Source organism: Nonomuraea sp. NPDC049486, assembly GCF_040676925.1.
Classification (GTDB): domain Bacteria; phylum Actinomycetota; class Actinomycetes; order Streptosporangiales; family Streptosporangiaceae; genus Nonomuraea; species Nonomuraea ferruginea.
The window spans coordinates 66413-82449 of sequence record NZ_JBFAPV010000011.1 but is presented as its reverse complement, the minus strand read 5'-3'; the positions used below and the strand labels follow the sequence as shown (position 1 = coordinate 82449).

Annotated in this window: 16 protein-coding genes; 6 read left to right on the top strand and 10 right to left on the bottom strand. The window is 69.2% G+C overall.

The window, feature by feature from the left end; genetic code table 11:
• Nucleotides 1-70: 70 nt before the first annotated feature.
• The 3 genes from AB0K05_RS29415 to AB0K05_RS29405 are packed head-to-tail and all read right to left on the bottom strand — an operon-like array spanning nucleotide 71 to nucleotide 2938.
• Nucleotides 71-1288, bottom strand: coding sequence for an aminopeptidase (locus AB0K05_RS29415; protein ID WP_271277269.1), 1218 nt, complete (start codon nucleotides 1286-1288; stop codon nucleotides 71-73).
• On the bottom strand, nucleotides 1269-2417 hold the full coding sequence (locus tag AB0K05_RS29410) for an MFS transporter (RefSeq protein ID WP_364233367.1): 1149 nt from the start codon (nucleotides 2415-2417) through the stop codon (nucleotides 1269-1271). The genes AB0K05_RS29415 and AB0K05_RS29410 overlap by 20 nt, the downstream gene beginning before the upstream one ends.
• The gene (locus AB0K05_RS29405; protein WP_364233364.1) at nucleotides 2414-2938 is read right to left on the bottom strand and encodes a helix-turn-helix domain-containing protein; all 525 of its coding nucleotides are present in this window, start codon (nucleotides 2936-2938) and stop codon (nucleotides 2414-2416) included. Before AB0K05_RS29405 ends, AB0K05_RS29410 begins: the two co-directional genes overlap by 4 nt.
• A gap of 105 nt (nucleotides 2939-3043) precedes the next feature.
• Between AB0K05_RS29405 and AB0K05_RS29400 the strand changes: the two genes are divergently transcribed.
• Nucleotides 3044-5038, top strand: coding sequence for a hypothetical protein (locus AB0K05_RS29400; protein WP_364233361.1), 1995 nt, complete (start codon nucleotides 3044-3046; stop codon nucleotides 5036-5038).
• Between the two features lie 25 nt (nucleotides 5039-5063).
• On the opposite strand, the gene AB0K05_RS29395 is transcribed toward AB0K05_RS29400, so the two are convergent.
• Nucleotides 5064-6593, bottom strand: coding sequence for an FAD-dependent oxidoreductase (locus AB0K05_RS29395; protein ID WP_364233358.1), 1530 nt, complete (start codon nucleotides 6591-6593; stop codon nucleotides 5064-5066).
• Between the two features lie 163 nt (nucleotides 6594-6756).
• On the opposite strand from AB0K05_RS29395, the gene AB0K05_RS29390 reads away from it, so the two are divergent.
• Nucleotides 6757-7476: a hypothetical protein gene (locus tag AB0K05_RS29390; RefSeq protein ID WP_364233356.1), complete on the top strand. Its 720-nt coding sequence runs from the start codon at nucleotides 6757-6759 to the stop codon at nucleotides 7474-7476.
• On the opposite strand, the gene AB0K05_RS29385 is transcribed toward AB0K05_RS29390, so the two are convergent.
• Nucleotides 7393-8226: a TetR/AcrR family transcriptional regulator gene (locus AB0K05_RS29385; protein ID WP_364233354.1), complete on the bottom strand. Its 834-nt coding sequence runs from the start codon at nucleotides 8224-8226 to the stop codon at nucleotides 7393-7395. The two genes, AB0K05_RS29390 and AB0K05_RS29385, sit on opposite strands and share 84 nt — an antisense overlap.
• 31 nt (nucleotides 8227-8257) lie before the next feature.
• Between AB0K05_RS29385 and AB0K05_RS29380 the strand changes: the two genes are divergently transcribed.
• Nucleotides 8258-9022, top strand: coding sequence for a CPBP family intramembrane glutamic endopeptidase (locus tag AB0K05_RS29380; protein ID WP_364233351.1), 765 nt, complete (start codon nucleotides 8258-8260; stop codon nucleotides 9020-9022).
• Here AB0K05_RS29380 and AB0K05_RS29375 read toward each other — a convergent pair.
• From AB0K05_RS29375 to AB0K05_RS29365, 3 genes are all read right to left on the bottom strand, one after another.
• Nucleotides 8982-9491 carry a hypothetical protein gene (locus tag AB0K05_RS29375; protein WP_364233349.1) on the bottom strand — a complete coding sequence of 170 codons (510 nt, stop codon included), beginning with the start codon at nucleotides 9489-9491 and terminating at the stop codon, nucleotides 8982-8984. The two genes, AB0K05_RS29380 and AB0K05_RS29375, sit on opposite strands and share 41 nt — an antisense overlap.
• Nucleotides 9492-9646: 155 nt before the next feature.
• Nucleotides 9647-11257, bottom strand: coding sequence for an alkaline phosphatase D family protein (locus tag AB0K05_RS29370; RefSeq protein WP_364233346.1), 1611 nt, complete (start codon nucleotides 11255-11257; stop codon nucleotides 9647-9649).
• Nucleotides 11258-11578: 321 nt separating this feature from the next.
• Nucleotides 11579-12172 (bottom strand): hypothetical protein, encoded by a 594-nt coding sequence (locus AB0K05_RS29365; RefSeq protein ID WP_364233343.1) that lies wholly within the window; start codon nucleotides 12170-12172, stop codon nucleotides 11579-11581.
• Between the two features lie 179 nt (nucleotides 12173-12351).
• Between AB0K05_RS29365 and AB0K05_RS29360 the strand changes: the two genes are divergently transcribed.
• A complete protein-coding gene (locus AB0K05_RS29360) occupies nucleotides 12352-13332 on the top strand; it encodes a hypothetical protein (RefSeq protein WP_364233341.1) in 981 nt (326 codons plus the stop codon).
• 52 nt (nucleotides 13333-13384) lie between these two features.
• On the opposite strand, the gene AB0K05_RS29355 is transcribed toward AB0K05_RS29360, so the two are convergent.
• The gene (locus AB0K05_RS29355) at nucleotides 13385-13981 is read right to left on the bottom strand and encodes a hypothetical protein (protein ID WP_364233338.1); all 597 of its coding nucleotides are present in this window, start codon (nucleotides 13979-13981) and stop codon (nucleotides 13385-13387) included.
• Nucleotides 13982-14198: 217 nt separating this feature from the next.
• Between AB0K05_RS29355 and AB0K05_RS29350 the strand changes: the two genes are divergently transcribed.
• The gene (locus AB0K05_RS29350) at nucleotides 14199-14525 is read left to right on the top strand and encodes a helix-turn-helix transcriptional regulator (RefSeq protein WP_364233336.1); all 327 of its coding nucleotides are present in this window, start codon (nucleotides 14199-14201) and stop codon (nucleotides 14523-14525) included.
• Complete coding sequence (locus AB0K05_RS29345; RefSeq protein ID WP_364233333.1) at nucleotides 14522-15475, top strand: HD domain-containing protein; 954 nt, start codon at nucleotides 14522-14524, stop codon at nucleotides 15473-15475. The genes AB0K05_RS29350 and AB0K05_RS29345 overlap by 4 nt, the downstream gene beginning before the upstream one ends.
• A 64-nt stretch (nucleotides 15476-15539) precedes the next feature.
• Here the strand turns inward: AB0K05_RS29345 and AB0K05_RS29340 are convergent, their stop codons facing one another.
• On the bottom strand, nucleotides 15540-15935 hold the full coding sequence (locus AB0K05_RS29340) for a hypothetical protein (RefSeq protein WP_219545921.1): 396 nt from the start codon (nucleotides 15933-15935) through the stop codon (nucleotides 15540-15542).
• Nucleotides 15936-16037: the final 102 nt, after the last annotated feature.

Here is a 16037-nt window from a genome sequence, read left to right as displayed (position 1 = left end):
CACGACCCGGCGGCGGCCCGTCACGCCGGCTCGACGTTCTCGGCTGCGGCCCCGGGGGGTTCGATGCCGGTCAGACCTGCCATTCGTCGTCGCGGAGGAGCTCGACCGCGCCGCCGTCGTGGCGGACTCCGGTGACGGTGACGTCGGGGCCGCCCACCATGAAGTCGACGTGCACGCGGGAACGGTTGACCCCGGCCGCGTCCAGGTCGGCGGCCTCCCGCGCGCGCAGGTGCGCGGGCACGCCGGGAGGCAGCCCGGCGCCCCAGGCCAGATGGCAGGTGGCGTTCTCGTCCAGCAGCGTTTCGAGGTACGTGATCCCCGATCGTCCGACTGGTGAGGAGCCGTCGACGAGTGCCAGCTCACCGAGCCGGGCGGCCCCGGCATCGGTCGCCTGGTGGGTGCGGACGACGTCCGCGCCGCTGCTCGCTCGTACCTCGGTCACCACACCTGCGGTGAAGGTCAGTTCGAGGTCGCGGATGACGGTTCCGTTGAGGATCAGCGGACGCGTCGAGCGAACCGTGCCGTCCACCCGGCGGTAGTCGGGAGTGGTGAACACCTCCTCCGTGGGGAGGTTGCACTGGAAGACGTGCCCCTTGACCGATTCGAGCCGCGCCGCGGTCCAGTGGGCGTCGGGCAGCAGGCCGATGGTCAGGTCGGTCCCCGGCCCTTCGAACCGTACGGCGTCGAGGCGCAGGTCCTCCAGCACCTCCGCGCGGCGGAGCAGCTCGGCGATCCGCCGCTCCCAGGCGGCCCGGGGATCGGGCTGGTCGAGCCGGAGGATGGGGCGCAGGTGCTGCCACAACCGGGCCTCGTCCGGCTCCCCGAAGATCGCCTGAGCCCACTCCGCCGTCGGACCGGGGACTATGGCCCAGCGGACCAGGTTGCCGAGCTGGAGCCGCTGCCTCGACGTGAGGTAGGGCATCCGATCCAGACCCGCCCGGATCGGATCCTGCCCGACCAGGAGGTCCGGGGTCGCGGTGCCCCGGATGTTGACCAGGACGCCGCAGTGGCGGGCGAGCTCCTCATTGCGCGCGTCCAGCCAGGAAGGAACCTCGCCCAACGTCGCTTCGTCCGCGTGCTGGACCCGTGACCGCCTGGCGTACGGGTCGAAGTACCAGATGTCGACATAGCGAGCGCCTCGGGCGTACGCGGCCTCCGCCAGGGCGCGGGCGAGCGGGGCATGCTCGATCTCGGCGTTGATCAGGACCCGGTCGTCGCGGTCGACCGGCACGGCGATGTCGAAGACGACGTCGGCGTACCCGGCCAGCTCAGCGGGGGGAATGGTCATGGATGTCTCCTTGGGGTGAGGCCTCACGAGGCTTGCGGCCGAGGGGGAGGAACAGCAGGGGCGCCAGTGCCGCCACCGCGGCCGCGGCGGCGAACCCGTACGTCAGCCCGAGGGACTGCGCGATGGCGCCGAGCGCGAGCGCGGCCGTCAGGAACCCGAGGTCGAAGAACGCCGTCGTGGTGGCCAGCGCCGAGCCGCGCTGTTCGGCGGGCAGGCCGGTCACCGCCATGGTCAGGAACGCCGGAAGGCCCAGCGCCTGCCCGGTGCCGAGCACCGCCGCAGCGAACAGCGCTCCCGTGACGGACGGCCAGACGACGAGCATGGCCAGCCCTGCCGCGGTGAGGATGAGCGAGGCCGCCGCCATCGTGCGCGGGGCGATCCGGGTCGACAGCCGATGACCGGCCAGCCGTACCGTGAGCAGCACGCAGCCGTAGAGCAGAAAGTGGATGCCGCTGTCGTCGCCGCCCAGCGCCGCGACGTGCAACGGCAGGAAGGCGCTGAAGGCGGTGTATCCCCACACCGACGCCCAGTAGGCGAATCCGGGAGCAAGGCCCGCCCGGTGGACGAGCGGCCCGGCCTTCCTCGTGCGGGACGGCTCGCCGCCCGCGGGCCCGGTCAGGAACAGGCACCCGGCGAAGGCCGCGACGGCCACCGTTCCCGACAACGCCCACACGGCCCCCAGACCGGCGGCGACGCGTACGGCCTCGGCCAGGGGCGGCCCCGCGAGCAGACCGGCGTTGACCGCGACGGAGAAGTGGTTGATCGCCGCGCCGCGCCGTTCGTGGTCGCTGGCCGAGGCGGCCAGGCCGACGTACGTCAGAGCCTCGCCGACCCCCGCGACGGCGCGGCAAACAAGGAACAGCGGCAGCGAGTCGGCCAGGAGCACGGCCGACGAACCGGCGGCCAGCAGCAGGGCGCCGGCGCACGCGGTCGCCCTGCGACCCCGGCGGTCGGCCAGCCTGCCCGCGACCGGCCGGGCGAGCAGGCCGAACATGGAGGTCATCGCCAGACAGACGCCGACCAGGACCGGGCCCTGGTCCAGCGGGCCGGTGACGTACCTCGGGATGACGGGTATGAGCAGCCCCAGCGACAGGAAGCACGCTCCTGTGCACAGCAGCAGGCGGGTCATCGCGCGTCGTCGAGTTCCAGCAGAAGGGCGGTCATGCTCACCTTGATCCTGTCGCTGGACCGGGGCGGCCCCGCCTTGCCATGGACCAGAGCGACCGCCTGGTCGACCAGCCCCACGACCTCCTCCCACACGGACCGGTCCAGCCACACCTCGGCGTCCATCGACGTGCGCGTGACCTGAGCCTGGGTGAGACGTCGTGACAGGTCGACGCTGAGCGCCTCGTGGAGGAGTTGCCGCCCCTGCGTCCGATCCAGGCGGGCTCCGCTGGAGGGGTCGTAACGGTAGCGCCTCCGGGGTCTGCCTCTGCCTCCTCGCGGCGGCTGCTCGTCGACGTGCTCCAGGAAACCCGCCTCGGCGAGCTGGCGCAGATGGTAGCTGGCCGAGGCGTGGGCGATCCCCAGCTCCTCCGCGACCTCGGTGGCCGACATGGACGTGCCGGTGAGCAGCGAGACGATGCGGATGCGGAGCGGGTTGGCCAGTGCTCGCAGCGGTACCAGATCGTCGTCGTTTTCCCAAGACATGTTGGGATCATAGCTTTCCAACATCTCTTGGGAAAGAGGTCCGTCTGGCCGCCGAGACTTCTGACAGGCGAGACGGCGACCCTGCGGGGATGGGAGGCTTGGACCGTGCGTACCTGGTTCGAGCCCGAAGAGGCCGAGGAGTTCGAGGCGACCAAGGACCTGCTGATCCGGCGGTGCGTCACTTGGGCGAAGGAGCACGGGCATCCAGCCGATGGCCTGCTGCTCTCCGCCGCCGCCGACGCGCGGCACGAGAGCCGTGACGGCCGGCTGGCGTACTGGGACGGTACGCGCATCAGGTTCTTCCTGCTGCGGTACGTGCCGTACAAGGTGACGGCTTCGCGGGAGGAGCTCGACCTCGCTCCGGAGGTGCTGCGCACGTACCTGCGCTATCTCGACGTCACGGGCCTTCGCGACCCGCGCGGCGCCACGCTCGCGGAGGCGGAGGAGATCATCGCCGGGGCGCAGGCGGAGTACGCGTCCGCGCTCGACGATCCCACGCTGCGAGGGTTGGCGACGTTCTGGGCGCACACGGCTCTCGACCAGGGATTCGATCTCACCGTCCCGGGGGCGTTCGAGCGGTTCAAGCGCGAACTCGACGCCGGACGCGTCCCGTACGACCAGCAGGTGCTCGACAAGATCATGCAGAACCGCTTGGTGTACGGCGGCATCGACGAGGAACGCGCCTTCCCTCAGCCGCCAGTCTCCCTGCCCCCCGCGTCCGAGCTGGCGGAGGCCGCCGGGCGCAGCCGGACCGTCCAGCGCCTCATCACCCTGGCCGATTGGGTGGGCAAGGACGGCCGCGCCCTCACCGACGCGGGCAACCTCCGCGTCGCCGACGCCCTCGAGGTGTCGGCCCTGCTGGGCACCGGCGAGGACCAGCTGCGCGTCCGCAGCGCCACCGACCTGCCGCAGCTCAACCTGCTGCTCGCCTGGGCCAGGAAGCTGCGGCTGACCCGCACCAGCAAGGGGCGGCTGCTCCGCGTGGCCAAGGCCGTACCCCTGCTGCGCGACCCGGAGACGCTGTGGGGTCGCGCGTTCGAGGTCCTGCCGGAGCTGGGGCGCGTGGTCACCGTGCCCGTCGCGACGTGGCGGCCCGAGCCCATCCTGGCCGAGATCTTCGACGAGATTCTCCCGGACGTGCTCAACTCCATGTACGGGCTGGACGAGATGCCTGTGGTCCGGCTCGAAGAGACGGTGTGGCTGGCCTGCCAGGAGTACGTCGTTCTCGACGAGGAGGAGCACCGGCTTGATCTCTTGCGCCGCGAGGTCGCCCGGGACCTGGGACGCATGTTCGAGGTCCTGTCCGACCTCGGGGCCGTGGAGCTCACCCACGGCCCCGCCGGCCCCCTCTACGCGAGCGACCTCGACCACGACGACCAGCCCTTGCCGCCGGACGCGGTCGAACGCCTGCGCGCCGCCCTCTCCGAGTCCGACCTCCCGCTGGTCCGCCTCACTCCACTCGGCGTGCGCGGCGTCCGCGACCGCCTCCTCGCCGAGGGCCGCGACGCTCCCCTCGTCGGCGAACTGGCCACCGCTCCGCCGGCCGAGCTGCTCGGGGTGCTCGCCCAGCAGTATCCACCGGAGGACGCCGTCGCGGAGCTCCAGGGGTGGCTGGCCCGGCCGGGGCAGGACGTCGAGATGTTGGTGCAGGCCGTACGGGATTGCCCGTTCCGTACGCGGGTGGGGGCGATGCTGCGCGTGCTGGCCGGGGCCCTTCCCGAAAGGCGGCTGCTGCAGGACCTACGGCACGACCCGATCCTCGGGCCCGCCGTGTGGACGCAGCTCATCGATGCGGGGGAGATGAAGCCCGGGTCGTTGAGCGAGCGGGAGAACCTGCTGCTGGGGGCGGAGAACTTTCTGTCGGTGCTGGAACTCGCGGGGCCTGAGGGGCTTGTCGAGCAGCTCAGGAGAATGGGGGGCGGGGACGCGGACGAGTTCCTGGAGGCGATCCTGGCGTCGGGGCATCCTGATGTCGTGGGGTTGCGGGAGCTACACGAGCTGGTGGCCGAGCCGCTCCGCAGGACCGCCCGCCACCCCCTCCGCCTCGTCCCCACCCGGCCGCCGGGAGCCCGAGGTCGCCGGAAGAAGCGTAAACGCTGATCTTTCATTGAACTGCGCGGCCAGGTTACGGGTTGTCCGGGTCGACCGGTTCCAGGGGCCGAGTGGCCGGACCGTGCAGGACAGCCCCGTCGGGTCCGAATCGGGAGCCGTGGCAGGGGCATTCCCAGGTCTGTTCGGCCTGGTTGAAGGCGACGACGCAGCCGAGGTGGGTGCAGGTGGCGGAGACCGCGTGGACGACGCCTGCCGCGTCGCGGGAGACCGCGCACCGCCGCCCGCCGATACGGACGATGGCGCCCGATCCTGGAGCGACGTCGTCGACCGAATCGGCGTGGGAGGGGCGCAGCCGATCGCCGATCAGGTGGCGTGCGGCCTTGGCCTGGAGTTTGGCGATGGGGCCGGCTTCGCGCAGCGGGTGAAGCCGCCGGGGATCGTACAGCTCGGCCCACGGCAGATCGTGACCGGTGATGAGAGCGGAGAGGAGTTTGCCGGACATGACGCCGTTGCTCATGCCCCAGCCGCCGAATCCGGTGGCGACGTAGACGTGCTTGGCGCCGGGGTGGAAGTGGCCCACGTAGGGCAGGTGGTCGGTGCTGGTGTTGTCCTGTGCCGCCCACCGGTGGCTGATCTGTGTGCCGGTGAAACGGTCGCGGGTCCAGGCGGCCAGGCGCTGGAATCGTTCGCCGGCGTCACCGGAGCCGGGGTCGGCGGTCTCCCCTGTGACGATGAGCAGGCGCTGCCCGTCCCGATACGGGGTGGTGCGGATCGACCGGGTGTTGTGCTCCGAGGTGATGTACATCCCGCCCGGGTCCTGCTCAGGTGGGATCGGCGCGGCGACCACGAGCTCACGCCGCGGCTCCAGCCGGGAGAACATCAGCGCCCGGTCGAAGATCGGATAGTGCGTGGCCACCACGACATCGCCGGCGGTGACCGTGGTGCCGTTCTCGCACGCCAGCCGGCACGGCCGCCCTTCCTCCAGCCCCATCACCCGGGTACGTTCGAACACCCGGGCGCCGTCGTCGGCCATCCGCCGCACCAGGGCGAGAAGGAACTTACGAGGGTGGAACTGGGCCTGGTCCTCCACCCGGACGGCCGCCGCGACGTCGAACGGGAGGCCCGTCCGTGTCACCAAGGAGGCGGGCAGGCCGGCCTGCTGGGCCGCCTCCACCTCAGCGGTGATCTGCTCGGTCTCCCCGCCGGACTCCACATAGGTGTAGGCGGGCAGGCGTTCCAGGTCGCAGTCGATCCCCAGCTCGGCGGCGGTCGCGAACACGTGCTCGACCGCGTCCTGTTGCGACTGCGCGTACAGCCTGGCGGCCTGCTCCCCGTGCGACTTGCGCAACCGTGCGTAGATGAGCGTGTGCTGTACGGACAGCTTGGCGGTGGTGTAGCCGGTGACGGCCCCGGCGACGCGGTCCGCTTCGAGCACGACGACCGAGCGCCCCGTCCGCGACAACTCCCACGCCGCGCACAACCCGGCGATCCCACCGCCGACGACGGCGACATCGGCGGTGATGTCCTGCTCAAGCGAGGGGAACGAGGTGGTGGGGGTCGACTCGACCCAGTACGACTCGGGCACTCCCGGAAGCGCTGCCATGACGGACGCCCTGCCCTCGCGGCCGCCGGTTAGACGCACCTCCGGTTAGACGCACCGAGAGCCTCGAAGACGCCGATGGCGGTGACGCGGTGGGCCGCATAGTGTGTGGCGTAGATCGTACTTCGGGGCCGAGTTCCGGACGAGACCAGGGGCGAGCACGGAGATGACGTCAGAAGCCTCGGCGACACCGGCCGACGTGGCCACCTCCGGCAGGGTGCCGCTCGACGCGCTGGACGTCCCTCGCAGGTCGGGCGCCGAGCCGTTCACCGAGGCCGGGGCCCCGGCCGGTGCCACCTTGGCCGACTTCTGGGGATGGGCGTGCTCCGACGTGGTCGGCAACAGGCTGCGCGGCGTGCTCGCCGAGTACATCGTCGCCCTGGCCCTGGAAGTGCACGACGGTGTCCGTACGGAGTGGGACGCGGTCGACCTGGTGCTGCCCAACGAGCTGAAGGTCGAGGTCAAGTCGGCGGCCTACCTGCAGTCATGGAGCCAGCGGCAGCCGTCGGCCATCAAGTTCACCATCGCCCGTGCCAAGGGCTGGGACGCGCGGACGAACGTGGTGGCGGCCACGCCGGAGCGGCCCAGCGACGTGTATGTCTTCTGCCTCCTTCACCACACGGACAAGCGGACGATCGACCCGCTCAACCTGGACCAGTGGGAGTTCTACGTCACCTCGACGGCGGCGCTGGAGGCGGCGTTCGGCGACCGGACGCAGATCTCGCTGGCGGCACTGCGGACGATCGTTCCCGTCCCCGTACCGTTCGGCGAGCTCAAGGACTGCGTGCTCTCCTGGCAGGGCTCACGCAAGGTCGTCCCACGTGACGTCCGGATCGGGTTCGAGGTACGTGACCGCGATGCTCGCGGCCGCCATGCCGAGCAGTGACCAGTCGGAGGCGGCGCTCGCCGTGGTGGGATTGGCGGGCACGCGCCGGGTGAGCAGGTCCGGGTCGGACAGTGACATCAGCACCAGGCCGCGCATCGCCGCACAGGCCAGGGTCGCGATCAGCGGGAAACTGCCGCCCGTCCCCGGCCGCAGCCGGTAGCCCAGCGCCGTCGCCACCGTCTCCCAGCCGCGCGCCACGCGATCGACGAACCGCCGCTCGGAGCGGGCGAGCGCGGCCTGCACGTCGGCCCGCAGGTCCCCTTCCGGCAGGCTCAGGAACGTGGCCTGCAAGGCCAGGTACGTGCGCCACTCCGGGGAGCCGTGGACCGCCTCGAAGTCGCTGACCGCGGTCACCCGCAGGAGTTCGGTGACCAGGTCGTGGCGGCCCTGAGGCGAGGCCAGGTCCTCGGAACGGCCGGACAGGACCTCACTGAGCACCTCCCCGGTGGTCTCCAGGGCCGGCGCGGAGGCGGGCGCGGCGCCGCGGGCCAGCTCGCGCAGCAGGTCGCTGAAGAACAGGTCCTTGTACGGCCAGCGGCGGTAGACGGTTGTCCTGGACACCCCGGCGTCACGGATGACGTCCTCGAAGCCCAGGTGGTCGAGCCCCACGGTCAGGCCGTCGCGGTGAATCATCGCCACGGCCGTGTCGAGCATTCGCCGTTCGGTCTCCTGGTCGCTGAGCCGGGCGCGGCGCCGGGCGGGGCCGGTGGGCCTCGACGGGTCGTGATCCGGCGGGTAGTTTCGAGCCATGAGACATGGTATCCCAAGTTCCAATCGTGGTGTGGCGGTGTTCTTCCCGCTGGTATTCCTGTTCAGCGTCCCGTTCGTGGTGGTGGGGTCTCTGTCCGGCGCGCAGATCGTACCGGGCGTGCCTCTGTCGGGGCTGGCCTTCGTCTGCCCCGCTCTGGCCGCGGCCGTGCTCGTCCACCGCGAGGGCGGGATGGACGGGGTGCGAGCGCTCGCCGGACGCGCCTTCGACGCCGGCCGGGTTCGCCGCAAGGCGTGGTTCGTGCCCGCCCTGCTGCTGTACCCGGCCGTGGTGGCCCTGTCGTACGTGCTGTTACGGCTGTCCGGCACCCCGTTGCCGGACGCGCACTTCTCCCTGGCCTCGGCGCTGTCGCTGGCCGCCGCACTCTTCGTGGGCGCGCTGTGCGAGGAACTGGGCTGGTCGGGCTACGCCACCCGGCCCTTGCAAGCTCGCTGGGGACCGGCGTGGGCGGCCCTGATCCTCGGGTCGGTCTGGGCCGTCTGGCACTGGCCGGCGCTGCTCCAGGTGGGCCGCCCGGTGTCCTGGATCGCCTGGTGGTCGCTCGGCACCGTGGCGGCCCGCGTGATCATGGTGTGGCTGTTCGCCCACATGGGCGGCAGCGTCCTGGCCATGGCGCTGTTCCACATGACACTCAACCTGGCCTGGCAGCTCTTCCCGGTCGACGGGTCACATTTCCCCGTGGCGCTGGTGGCGGTGCTGATGGCGATCGTGGCGGTGACCATCGTCGTGCTGGACTTCAGTAGAGCGAAGGCAGCGTCCGCGCGACCGCGTCGTTGAAGCGGTCGAGCAGCGGTTCGAGACCTTTGCTCTGCTGCCGTGCCTCGTCAAGGCTGCCGGCCCAGATGGAGTCGCCGGCCACTTTTTCGACCTCCGCGGCGAGCGAGCGAATGCCGTCATCGAAAACCCGGGCCCGGGAGGACTTCAACAGGAGCAAGGCCGTGGACCATCCGACGGCCGTGGGCGTCTCCCATCGCCGTGCCGGCCACTGCCCTGTCTCTTTCGAGACCGCGATGAGCCTGTCGAGTTCGGCGTACGCCGATTGGACCAGATCCGTTATCGCGCTCTGGAGAGTGAGGATGCTGTCCCGCTGGAACGTGTCGCGCGCCGTCCGTCGCTCCCGTTCGTACTGACGGTCGCTCTGGTCCGTCTCACGCTTGCCCTTCTGGACTTCCGCATAGATCGTCACGATCGCCGTGATGACAGAGCCCACCAGGACTCCGATTAAGCCGAAAAGCGCCTCGCTCACGTTGGCCCTCTTCCCTCAGATGCGGTCAGCCGGGTGTCCTCCCACCATCATGGGGCTGCCTTCGTCGGAGGCCGCTCGCCTCCGACAGACGGCTCCGTCCGTACACATGCCCGGGAGGTGGGCCCACCCGGGCCCACCTCCTGGTGCGGGTGGTGTCAGACGATCGGACCCTCGCTGGCGAGCTGGACGCCGGGGCGGCCGTTCTCGACGACGTACGTGGCTCGGGTGGATGCCGGAGCGCCGGGCCGGTCGACGTACGGGAGCACCCGGAAGTCGGTGCTCCACAGGTCCTCGGTCACCGTGCAGCGCAGGTATCCCCGCCGGTAGTTGGCGAACTTGATGTGCGGGTTGGCGCGTACCGAGAGCTGCGAGTAGGAGTCCATGTCGGATCCGTTGCCCTCGGCGCTGATCGAGGTGCAGACGAACTCGCTGGCCAGCACCGGGGCGGCCGGGTCGCGGTAGTCGGCCTTGATGTCGCCGGCGTGGTGCCGGTGGCGGTCGCCGGTCAGCACGACGAGGTTGTCGACCCCGCGGTTCCGCGCGCCGTCGAGCACCCGGCGGCGGTTCGCGTCGTACCCGTCCCAGGGGTCCATGAAGACGGAGACCGCAGCGGTGTCGTCCATGTCGGTCTCGGCCATCGGCGCCTGGTTGGCCAGCACCTGCCACCGGACGTGGGAGCGCTCGAAGTTGTCCAGGAGCCACCGCTCCTGCTCCCAGCCCATCATCGTCCGGTTCGGGTCCAGGCTGTCCGGGTTCGGGGCGGCCAGGCCGCCGCCGGCCGCCTGGTCGTCGCGGTACTGCCGGGTGTCGAGCACGTTGATGTCGAGCAGGTCGCCGTAGGCGAGCCTCCGGTACAGCTGCATGTCCGGACCGTTCGGCAGGGCCGACGCGCGCAGCGGCAGGTTCTCGTAGTAGGCCTGGAAGGCGGCGGCGCGCCGGTCCATGAAGCCCGGGATGTCGGCAGGGTTCTGCGGGATGTCGTCGGCCCAGTCGTTGTCGACCTCGTGGTCGTCGAGGGTCACCGCCCAGGGGTGGGCGGCGTGCGCCGCCATCAGGTCCGCGTCGCTCTTGTACAGGCTGTACTGCAGGCGGTAGCGCTCCAGCGTGACCGTCTCGGGGGACAGGTAGTCCGGGACCGTGGTCTGACGGGTGCCGCCGTTCGCCGGTACGCCGTTCTCGTAGATGTAGTCGCCGACGTGGAGGACCAGGTCGAGGTCGTCCTCGGCCATCCGCTGGTACGCGGTGTAGAAACCTTGCTGCCACAGGGCACAGCTGGCGACCGCCAGGGAGACCGAGCTGACGTGGGCGCCGTGGGCCGGGGCGGTCTTGGTCCGCCCGACGGGACTGATGTCGGTGCCGACCTTGAACCGGTAGAAGTAGTGCCGGCCGGGTCGCAGGCCCCACACCTCGGGGTGGACGGAGTGGTTGAGCTCGGGCGTGGCGACGGCGGTGCCGCGCTTGACGATCCGGCGGAAGCCCTCGTCCTCGGCGACCTGCCAGTGGACGGGGACCCGCCGCCGCGGCATGCCGCCCGACCCGTCGGCGGCGAGCGGATCCGGGGCGAGGCGGGTCCACAGCACGACGGACTCCGGCAGCGGGTCGCCGGAGGCGACACCGAGCTTGAACGGGTTGTCCGGCAGACCGCGCTGCAGCGGCGTCGCCCCGGCCGGGTCGGGGATGGCACTGGTGCCGAGGAGTACGGCCGCCGCGCCGGCGCCGCCGAGGAAACCGCGTCGGCTGAGGGTGCGTCCGAGCGGAGAATTCATTGAGGGGTGTCCTTCGAAGATCAGGAATGAGGGCAGCGATGCTAACGGCGGGGGGTGAACCACGGGTTGGCGGTAGGTGATCGGCGGGGAAATGCCAGGTACGGTACAAGATCGCTACTTTGTTCACAACCGGTGCTTGACCAGTGGGTGTCAAGAAGAGCGGGCGGGACTCCGTGAGACCGGAGGCCCGCCCGTGTCTGCGGGCTGGTCGAGATCGAGTGCCACCGGCAGGATTCGAACCGGCGTGAGCCGCGACCGAGGGCGCGCGCCTGCTCATGGGCGAGTCTGGCGGATGAAGACCTGCGGCTGAGAAGCCACAGGTCAGACTGGCTGATCCTCGATCGGGCGGCCGAAGGTGACGGCCTCCAGCACGGATCGCGGCGCCGTGTCGCGGAGGGCGGCGTCGGGACGTGCGCCGAGCGCGTCGTTGACGGTCGAGAACGCGATGCGCAGTGCCACGAAGACGGTGACCGCGAAGATCTGACAGTCGTCGTACCCCGCGTCCCGCAACCCGCGCACGTCCGTCCGGCCGATCCCGTTGGGGTCGCGTGCCACCTTCCGCGCCCAGCCCGCCAGCACTCGCTCCCGGGGCGTCAATCCGTCGTCGTCGCCCCGCAGCACTCCCGACGCCACACGGGCGTCGGCGGACTCGGCCAGCTTGTTTCCCCAGGCCAGCGAGCAGTACGAGTCCCCCATGGCCGAGGCGCAGGCGGTCACCAGGATGCCGCGGGTGCGCAGGTCGAGCCCGCCTGCCTCGACGCACTGCCGTAGCAGGTCGAACAGTCCCGCGATGGTGTCCGGCTGGTGGGCCCACAGCCTGGTGAGGTTCATGACATAGCCGCACTCGGCCAGGTCATCGTCGAACAGTCGCCGTACCTCCGAAGTCACCTTCGGAGGTTGGAGGAATCCGCTCATGAAGTTCTCTCCCTTCCGCAGGAAGAGTGGTCGAGCGTACTTGCCAAACGCTTGCCAACCGCTCGTAGCCGAAGAGGACTCGGCATGCCGGCGGTGGGTGAGCCGGTCCCTCAGGGGTGGATCAACTAAGGTGCCCATTCATGCACGGAATCCGAAGTTTGCCGTCTACGCTCACGCTCGTGCGGAGAACGAGCGTGGCGCTGATGGCGCTGCTGGTCCTGACCGGTTGTACGCAGCAGGCTGGTGAAGACGGGCTGCTGGACGCGATGGCCAGCGTCTCGGGGGAGGGACCCGCCGCGGCGTACTTCGAATACGGCGAGCCGGCCTGGTGGCGTGACCTCGGCGTCGATGCCGGCTCCGGCGGGGATCGCCGCTGGCTTCCCGCGGCGGTCTCAGGTCTCGGAAGCCTGGGCGCCGCTTGGCAGACCCTGCCACAGGCCACCGGCATGGCTCCCGCGACCGGCACCCGGGCGATCTCGATCGGCGTGCCTCCGCAGCAGGCGTTCCGGTTCGACGGCGACGTCGACTCGGAGGCCGTACGGACGAAGCTGACCGCTCTCGGCGCCAAGCCTCGCACCATGGGCGGCCACGAAGGGCTCTCCTTCTCCCCCGGAGCCGAGATAGACCTGTCCCGTCTGATCGTTCCCGGACTGACCAACCAGCTCAACCAGGTCGTGGTCACCGACTCCCTGGCAGCGGCGGCCTCCACCCCCGGCCCGCTGGAGGCCGTCCTGGGCGGGGAGCGTACTCTGGCCGACAACCCCGCGCATGCCGCCGTGGCCGCCTGCCTCGGCGACGTCGCCGCCGCCACGATCATGGCCCCGTCCCCTCCCGGCGCGGTCACACTGTATGGCGTCGGGCTGCGCCGCCCGGCCAGCCTGGACGACCGGCCGGTCAACGTCATCTGCGTGCTGCCGTCAGCACCCGCCGCCGCCGACGTCGAACGCGCGCTGACAACCCGCCTCACCCCTGAGGGAAAGATGCGGGACGGCGGGACCTTCGGAACGTACGCCCCAGAGATCGCGCACGACCGGATCACCTCGGACGATCACGTGGTGCTGAGAGCCGTCCTCACCCTGAGCGGCACCAAGACCGTGATGTTCGCCAACGAGATGCTGGTTCGGAACGAGCTCCAGGGCCTGATCAACTCATCACGTTGATCCATCGCGTCGCCTATGTCAGCATGCGCACCTGTAATTGCCGTACAGAGCGTTAGTTGGGCTTGGGAGTACATTCATGTAGTTCGCCGTAGCGTTTGCGGGCAATGGTGAGCAATTGCGTCAAGTCGTTCACCGGGTCACGCCTTTTCGCCACTTCCGACAGATCAACGCTGATCCATGGTCGTTCGTCCCCGCATCGAAACAACATCATCGTGTAGTACGGTCTGGTGCGCGGCAATCGAGCGGTATAAGCGGTGAGCCCGGTGCCGAGATCCTCCGGAAGTGCAGCCAGTTGACTCTTGCCGAAGTTCTCGCGTGCGATGTCCAAGACGCCGTCACCATCTCTTACCGACCACACGAGGGAGAGTCGGTCATAATCATTGCGAAGCGCACATTGCCCATGAGTCGTGGGCACACCGGTCTTGCGCTCCTCGACCGTCACAGTAAGGCCAGTGATCGCCCGGACTGCCTGCTGGGGGAGGAAGTCACACCAGTAGGGTGAGGAGTCGACGACAGGACTGGTCGAAGCTTTGGCCTCTGGACCGGGCGACGGCGGCGAAGGGGCATCGGTACAGCCGGCGGCCAGTGCGAATAACAGTGACAGCCCGGCGACGGTGCTGCGGGACTGTCGGGCAGTTCGAAACGGCATGTCAGTATCCAGTGATGTTGAGGTTGTCGTGCGTATTGTCACGGGCCGTGTGCATGGTGTTCGCCAACTCGTTGGAGCTGCTTTCGATGGTGGAATGCCGACGTGCCCATTCCATGGACGGAATCTATGTCCGGTCGGTGCCCGGGAACGGCAGGTCAGACTGGTGTCACCGCTGAAGTAATGTCACGCTCCGTACTCGATATTTAGAGTTCGATACATGGCTGATAGCCCTCGGATGACCTTGCCGACGATGCTGGTGCTGCAAGTGCTGCTCTCCGATCCGGCCAAGCGCCGTTATGGCCTGGAACTGTGCGAGAAGACCAAGCAGCATCCCGGTACGGTCTACCCGATCCTGGCGAGGCTGGAGCGTGAATTCGGCTGGCTTGAGCGGCACGAGGAATCTCCGGCCGAGCACCTGGCCGAAGGCCGCCGTGCCCGCCACTACTACCTGCTGACCGACAAAGGCGCGGTGAAGGCGCGCGCTGCGCTCGATCGGGCTGAGCGGTCGCGCACGGTCGTGAGCTTCCGGACGGCGATGTCATGACTCACCCGGTAACCCCGCTGTCGACCGAGCTGAGCGCCGGATTCACGGCCGTGGAACTCGGCAGGATCCAGCGCGCTTACGAACTTGCCGCCCATTTCCATGCGGGCCAGGTGCGCAAGAGCGGCGATCCGTACATCACCCATCCGGTCGCCGTCGCGGAAATCGTCGCCGAGGTGGGTCTGGACTGCGACAGCGTTTGCGCCGCTCTGCTCCACGACGTGATCACGGACACAGAATGCACCTCCGCGCGGCTCCGCGCCGAGTTCGGTGACGAGATCACCGGCCTGGTCCAGGGTATGAGCGACCTCGACCGCCAGTACGATCAAGCCGCCATCGACGGCGCTGACGATCGCGTCCTCACGCTGAAAGTGCTCGATCGACTGCACAACATGCGGACACTTCAGCCCTTGCCTCTGGCCAAGCGACAGCGCAAGAGCCGGGAAACAGTGGATCTCGTAGCACCGGCCGCAAGACGTCTCGGCCTGCAAGCTATTGCGGATGAACTCGAAACGATCGCTCGTCAACACCTACCGAGTGACACCGGCCTGGCGGGCCGCGTTCTCGCCCTCGCGTCGATGATCCTCCCTGCGGCGTTCAGAGCGAGCTATCGGAAGGAATGGCTCGGCGATCTTGAACAGTTACGGGGCCGCCAGGCTCGTGCATGGTTCGCGGTCGGGCTCCTGTATGGCATGCCCGCCCTCGCCTTGGCCTTACGCCGCTCGCCAGGGCGGACATCGAAGACCTGGCTGTTGGCGGTGTCACACTGGATACTGCGCTCAAATTCCCGCACATGGGCCCCGCTGGCCCTGTTCTTGGGTTGGGTGGTCATGGAAATCGCACGGAACAGTCTCGGTGACGCAATCGTGGCCCTGATAACCGTGCCTCCAGTTTTCCACGCCGGTGTCGGATACCTTCGCGCGAAGTTGGGTCTCAGCACATCGGACGAGTAGCCTCCGCATTGTGTTCCTAAGCTGGTTGGACTGTCCTACGCGTCTGGTCGGCCAGTGTCCTGCACTACATCGCTTCGGGGCTGCATCGATGTATTTCGCCAAATCGGTCGCGCGCTATGCGGAGCAACGCGACCAGGTCTGCGACCACGTTCCGGCCCTTGGCCACCTCTGAGAAGTCGATGCCCATCCAGGGTCTTTTGTCGCCGCATCGGAACAGTATGAAGGCGACGTAAGGGCCTGTCCTGGGCTCGCCCTCAGTGTAGGCAATCAACCCTTTTCCGAGGTCAGGCGGTAGGTCTGCCAGTCGCCGGCGACCGAAGTTCTCCTGTGCGAGGTCAAGCGCGTTATCGCCCCCACGGATCGACCAGTTGAGGGAGAAGCGGGTGTACTCATTCCTCAGCAAGCATCCACCATGGGTGGTCGGCACGCCGTCTTTGTTCTCCTCCAGCGGTATGGACAAGCCGCTGATCAGGCGCACTGCCTGCTGCGGGATGACATCACACCAGTAAGGACCTGAAGCACTCACCGGGCGTAGGTCCGCCGTCGCCGGGGGCGGAGATGG

Coding starts and splice junctions, on each gene's coding strand:
- AB0K05_RS29345 (WP_364233333.1), top strand. CDS start 14,522: ATGACTCACCCGGTAACCCCGCTGTCGACCGAGCTGAGCGCCGGATTC.
- AB0K05_RS29350 (WP_364233336.1), top strand. CDS start 14,199: ATGGCTGATAGCCCTCGGATGACCTTGCCGACGATGCTGGTGCTGCAA.
- AB0K05_RS29390 (WP_364233356.1), top strand. CDS start 6,757: ATGACGTCAGAAGCCTCGGCGACACCGGCCGACGTGGCCACCTCCGGC.
- AB0K05_RS29355 (WP_364233338.1), bottom strand. CDS start 13,981: ATGCCGTTTCGAACTGCCCGACAGTCCCGCAGCACCGTCGCCGGGCTG.
- AB0K05_RS29395 (WP_364233358.1), bottom strand. CDS start 6,593: ATGGCAGCGCTTCCGGGAGTGCCCGAGTCGTACTGGGTCGAGTCGACC.
- AB0K05_RS29410 (WP_364233367.1), bottom strand. CDS start 2,417: ATGACCCGCCTGCTGCTGTGCACAGGAGCGTGCTTCCTGTCGCTGGGG.
- AB0K05_RS29405 (WP_364233364.1), bottom strand. CDS start 2,938: ATGTCTTGGGAAAACGACGACGATCTGGTACCGCTGCGAGCACTGGCC.
- AB0K05_RS29365 (WP_364233343.1), bottom strand. CDS start 12,172: ATGAGCGGATTCCTCCAACCTCCGAAGGTGACTTCGGAGGTACGGCGA.
- AB0K05_RS29385 (WP_364233354.1), bottom strand. CDS start 8,226: ATGGCTCGAAACTACCCGCCGGATCACGACCCGTCGAGGCCCACCGGC.
- AB0K05_RS29370 (WP_364233346.1), bottom strand. CDS start 11,257: ATGAATTCTCCGCTCGGACGCACCCTCAGCCGACGCGGTTTCCTCGGC.
- AB0K05_RS29415 (WP_271277269.1), bottom strand. CDS start 1,288: ATGACCATTCCCCCCGCTGAGCTGGCCGGGTACGCCGACGTCGTCTTC.